The organism is Bacteroidales bacterium, assembly GCA_021157585.1.
Lineage (GTDB): Bacteria > Bacteroidota > Bacteroidia > Bacteroidales > UBA12170 > UBA12170.
On record JAGGWH010000030.1, the window covers coordinates 1 to 5,673 of the forward strand.

General features: G+C 34.5%; 7 protein-coding genes. All 7 read right to left on the reverse strand.

What is annotated here, in order from left to right; genetic code table 11:
* The coding region (locus tag J7K39_01565) for a biopolymer transporter ExbD (GenBank protein MCD6178567.1) at positions 1–143 on the reverse strand (143 nt) is incomplete at its 3' end.
* 11 nt (positions 144–154) lie between these two features.
* A complete protein-coding gene (locus J7K39_01570) occupies positions 155–868 on the reverse strand; it encodes a MotA/TolQ/ExbB proton channel family protein (protein MCD6178568.1) in 714 nt (237 codons plus the stop codon).
* 354 nt (positions 869–1,222) lie between these two features.
* Positions 1,223–1,990, reverse strand: a complete 768-nt coding sequence (gene yaaA, locus J7K39_01575; protein MCD6178569.1) for a peroxide stress protein YaaA — start codon at positions 1,988–1,990, stop codon at positions 1,223–1,225.
* Positions 1,991–2,052: 62 nt separating this feature from the next.
* Entirely contained in the window at positions 2,053–3,273 is a 1,221-nt protein-coding gene (locus tag J7K39_01580; GenBank protein MCD6178570.1) for an ABC transporter permease, read from the reverse strand.
* 2 nt (positions 3,274–3,275) lie between these two features.
* The gene (locus J7K39_01585; protein ID MCD6178571.1) at positions 3,276–4,220 is read right to left on the reverse strand and encodes an ABC transporter ATP-binding protein; all 945 of its coding nucleotides are present in this window, start codon (positions 4,218–4,220) and stop codon (positions 3,276–3,278) included.
* Positions 4,221–4,508, reverse strand: a complete 288-nt coding sequence (locus J7K39_01590; protein MCD6178572.1) for a DUF493 domain-containing protein — start codon at positions 4,506–4,508, stop codon at positions 4,221–4,223.
* Between the two features lie 38 nt (positions 4,509–4,546).
* Positions 4,547–5,539, reverse strand: a complete 993-nt coding sequence (locus J7K39_01595) for an adenosine kinase (GenBank protein MCD6178573.1) — start codon at positions 5,537–5,539, stop codon at positions 4,547–4,549.
* Between the last annotated feature and the right edge of the window lie 134 nt (positions 5,540–5,673).

Here is a 5,673-nt window from a genome sequence, read left to right on the forward strand (position 1 = left end):
CTGCTTGGTAAGAGTAATTTAATCGCATTTGGACTAATTAGTGTAGAGGTGATCATAAAGAAAATGAGCAGCAAAAACACCAAGTCGGACATGGATGCCATATTGAATTCAACGCCTTTTTTATTTCTTGATTTTATAGCCATAAGAACAGGTTTTAGTTTGCAGGCTCGTTTAAAACATCCATAAAATCACTTGCGCGAGCTTCGAGAAGAAATACCAATTGTTCAATTTTAGCCACCAAAGTATTATACATCACATAGGCAATTATACCTACAATTAAACCACCAACGGTTGTAATCATAGCTTGATAAATTCCCGACGAAAGCAATTGAATATCAATATTATTTCCTGCCATCGACATATCATAAAAAGCAATTATCATTCCGATAACAGTCCCCAAGAAACCTAACATTGGAGCTGTACTGGCAACGGTAGCAATGGTTCCTATATTTTTCTCGAGACGAGCAACTTCAAGATTACCCACATTTTCTATGGCAGCGTTGATATCATTCAAAGGTTTTCCTATTCGGCTAAGGCCTTTCATAATCATCCGCGCAATGGGTGTGTCTTCACGTTTGCATAATTCCACTGCCGTTTCTATTTTACCCTCGTGAATATTATCACGAATCATATTCATAAAATTTTTGTCTTCGCGAGAGCTACGACTAATGGCTAAATAACGGCCAATAAAAATGTAAATGGTGAGTAGAGATAGCAAAGCCAGCAAGGCCATAATCCAGCCTCCTTTCATTACTAAATCCATTACGGAAAGGCTAAGGAAACCTCCTTCGCTACCCACAAGACCATCGGCACCGGCTATTGTATCGTGAACAAGGCCGGAAATTTGCAGTAAAACGTTTAGTATCATTTCTGTCTGTATTTTATCCTATCAAAATTAGGGATTAAACAAGCGGAGCGTTCAGAAAAACCCTTCGTTTTTAAACATGAATTTGTTAATACAAAAACTCTATTATTTCAAAAATATTGTTCTAAGAAACAAGCCTGATAAAAATTAAATCAGGAAATATCAGATTGTATTAAATATGTAAAACACGCAAAAATTCGGGTAATGTTTGTGGATATATATGCGCAATAATATATCCGATAACCAACAAACCTACCCCAATAAGCAAGAGAAATATTGCTATTACATCTTTTTCCTTTGTTAGGTTATAAACTCCAAAAATTATTGTTAGAATACCGATTATGAATAATATTATTATCATCCGCGTAAAAACACTAATTGATTTGCATTACTTTCCGCTTCGCTAAAATAATATCCATTAGTTTCAAAATGTTTTAGCTCTTCCGGATTTTTTAATTGATTTTTTAAAATAAACCGACTCATTAAACCTCTTGCTTTTTTTGCATAAAAACTGATTGTTTTATATTCACCATTTTTAAAATCTTTAAAAACAGGCGTGATAATTTTAGCATTCAATTTGCTTTTATTCAGTGATTTAAAATATTCGTTAGAGGCTAAGTTTATTAAAATATCATCGCTTTGAGCAATAAGAGCTTTGTTTATATTTTGAGTTAATTTATCGCCCCAATATTTGTAAAGTCCTTGAAAAGAATTGGTATTCAGTTTTGTTCCCATCTCTAAACGATAAGGCTGAATTAAATCCAAAGGACGAAGAACACCATAGAGTCCGCTCAAAATACGAAGATGATCTTGGGTATAAAGCAGCTCTTTTTCGTTTAAAGTTTCGGCATCCAAACCGGTATAAACATCGCCTTTAAATGCCAATAAGGCTTGCTTTGCATTTTCGGTATCAAATGGTAGTTTCCAAGTCGCAAAACGTTCGTAATTTAAGTAAGCTAACTTTGAACTGATTCCCATTAGTTTGATTAAATCATCAGCCGTATAATTTTTTAATTCTTTGATAAGTTTTTCTGCTTCCGGCAAAAAATCATTAGTAGAATAATGTAAGCTTGAGGCTTTATTCTCAAAATCGAGGGTTTTAGCCGGAGAAATAACGAGTAGCATACAATGCGAAATTTAAGAATTTAATTCATTGCAAAATAAATGAAAAATATTGAATTGGCAGATTAGGTATACGCTTTTAATAATCGCTTTTTGAACAAGAAGCCTGCCAACAAGCTAGTTATCAAACCAAAAGCGAAAAGAATAATTGGGTTTAATAAAAAACTTTGCCAATCGGTATTCCTACCAAAAACATCGAAAAAGCCTTGAATAGCCCAATAATTGATAGATCCTTTTGCCATTGTTAATAATATTTCAGGCATTAAAAAGAAAGGGATCATACTTCCTCCAATAGCAGACATAATTAAAATAATGATAGTGGATAATGACTCTACTTGTTTCTGACTGCTTCCAAGGGAAGCGATAAAAATACCAAAACCCGAACACGCAAAAGCTGTAGACACAATCATAAGAACCAAACCTAGCGGATTATGAAAAAGATTCAAACCAAAAACAAAATACGAAAACAGTAAGAGAATGACAATCTGCGTTAAAGCCAGAATCATGGCCGCAAACATTTTACCATAAAGAAAAGAATAAGGGGAAAGCGGACTGAATAACATACGTTTTAAAGTGCCCTTTTCATTCTCGGCAAGCACTGAATTTCCCATGCCGGCCATACTAAATAAAAGCATCATAACCATGGTGCCCGAAACAGCCTGAATTAATCCCCACCGAATACCTTCCTTAATTGCTAATGGAGTTGTTTTTAAATCCGAAGAAAAAGAGGATCTTTCCGCATCATCAGAAAATTCCTTATCAATATCTTGATTTATTTCTCCAAGAATATCATCGGGCAAGTCGGAATATTTCGTGTTTATAAAATTTCTTACGTGCGCTTTGCCGCCTTTTTGACCAATAAAACTCATAATAGTCGACAATAAAGCTTTTTGCATTAAGCCAACCTCCATACTTTTAGCTTCATCATAAAAGAGTTCCATGGGAGCTGTTTTTCCGCTATTTACAGAATCGGCAAAGCCTTTATAAAAACAAAGTAAGGCTGTTTGCCTCCCGTCAATAACTGTTTTCTTCCCTTCCTCAAGATCGATAGCTATCAATTCCAAAGCGGGCTCTTTCTTTAAGTCAGCAATAATTTCTGCGCTAAGCTCGGTTTTGTCTAAATCGCTCAAAAGTAGTTTTTGCGGTTTAGATTTTGTCTTCCCATCTATACCACCATAAATTACAGCAAAAAGACTGATTAAAATAATAGGCAAAATAAAACTTAAGAAAAGAGATTTTTTGTCTTTTACCAATTGCAGCAAATCTTTTTTAACTATTTCCCACATAACTAATCTCTTAAGTCTGATTTTGTATAATGCAAATAAATGGCTTCAAGATCAACGGTTTTTATTTCAATCTGCTCAATATCAATGTTGTATTTATTAAAAAGAGCAATTAAAGTGCTTAAATCTGAAGAGCGATTATCGCCAATAAATACTAAGCGGTTGTTATCTATGCTGCCTTTTCTGTTCAGAGAAGTTTTAATAAAATCATCTGAAATGAGAGCCTTTAGTTTTTCTTCGTCTATTTCTTTATAGTGAATGTGAATAGCTTCTTTTAATCCAGAAGCCTTCAATAATTCTTCAAAAGTACCTTCAATTATAAGTTTTCCGTAATCGATAATTCCAATTCGATGAGAAAGTTTTTCAACCTCTTCTAAGTAATGAGAAGTATATAAAATGGTTTTTCCTTGCTTTTGCAGCTCCTTAAAAATGGAATAAATAAAGGTGCGACTTTGCGGATCAATTCCAACGGTAGGTTCATCAAAAAAGATAACGTCAGGGTCGTGAAGCAAGGCGGCAGCAATATTAATTCTTCGTTTCATACCGCCACTGTATTTCCCAATATTCTCTTTGGCGCGATCAGTAAGACCCAAAAAAGTTAAAACCTCGAGGATACGATCATCTAAACCTTTTTTATCCATTTTATTAATTTTCGCCCAAAAGCGAAGGTTTTCGATGGCCGTTAGATCTTCGTACAAAGCAATTTCTTGGGGAACAATACCAATTGTGTTTTTTAATGCTTTTGCATCTAAAACCCTATCAAATCCGTTAATAGAAATAGTTCCCGTATCAGGCGGAAATAAGCCTCCCAAAAGATTTATGGTAGTAGTTTTTCCCGCACCATTAGGACCCAATAGGCTGTAAAACTCTCCTTTTTTAATATTTAAACTTAGAGATTTAAGGGCGGGTATATCGCCATATGATTTTGATATATCCCTAATTTCAATCATTTAAATAGCCATTTTAAAACCGGGAACTGTTCGTAATTCTAAATATAGATTTTTCATTAATGCTTCGTTAATAATACGAACATGAACAGTATAACTGGTATATTTTCCTTTGCCACTATCTTTATGTCGCCAATTTAAAAAAGAAATATCCAATTTGTTTAATACCACTTCTATTAAAGCGATATTTTCTTTGTGTTTATTATTAGCAATAAGAATAATCTTCAAGTCGTAATTGACCGGAAACTTAATTTTTTCATTATTTCCAAAGGGGTTTTGAGAAAGCTGCATTTGCATATTTTTTCCAAAGGTAAAAGAAAATTTGTGCTTTAAGCGAGGATTCTATTTACGTCTTCAAGGATTTTAGTCCAGCGTTTTTCATCCATTTTTGCTCCTATAACTTCAATTACATTAGCTGCAAGAAGAGCTCCCATATCGCCTGCTTTATCTAAGCTTAAACCATTCATTAAACCATAAATAAATCCACTGGCATAAAGATCGCCGGCACCGGTAGTATCGCGACTAACAACCGGAATAATTCCTATCCTATATTTTACGCCATCTTTTTTAATATAAGACCCGTTCTTCCCTACTTTTACAATAGCTATATCCACCGTTTCGGCCATTATTTCTAAGGCTTTTTCAGGATCTTCTTCTCCGGTAAAAGCACGAGCTTCTTCTTCGTTAGCAAATAAAATATCGACATATTTCTTACACATATCTTGTAAAAAAGCGAGGTTATCTTCAACCACATTATAGCTTGCCAAATCAAGAGAAACTTGCAAACCTGCATCTTTAGCTAATTTCAAAGCTTTTTCTATTAAAGCGTGATTTTGCACAAGATATCCTTCGATATGAAGGTAATCGTATGCGGAAAAGTCTTCCGGTTTTAAGTCAACGTCCGAAAGCTCTACCGAAGCACCCAAATAAGTAGCAAAAGTACGTTCTGAGTCGGGGCTAACCAAAGCAACAGCTCTTCCACTTTCTGTCTCGCTTTGAATTAATAGCGGCTGAATGCCACTACTTTTCATATCGTCGGAAAAGAATTTTCCCATTTCATCAGGACCAATTTTACCGATAAATCCACAATCAACACCAAGTTTAGCTAATCCGTTGATAGCGTTAGCGGCAGAACCTCCGGCAGCAAGACTAGTTTTTAAATGCTTTGTTCCTTCAATTACCTGATTTGATTTGCTTTTATCAACAAGCTGCATACTCCCTTTTGGTAAGTCAAAATCCTGCAATAAAGATTCATCTTCTAATTGTGTCATTATATCGACTAAGGCATTTCCTAAGCCTAAGACTTTTTTTACTGTGCTCATTATAGATTTATTTTTTTCAGCGGTAAAAATACAGAAAAATATAATGAAGTCTTTACGAAAATGGTAGGTGTTATGATTTGTTTTTAATTTTTTTGTGCTTTAGTCGGCAGTAAAACTTCAACCCTTGTACCTAC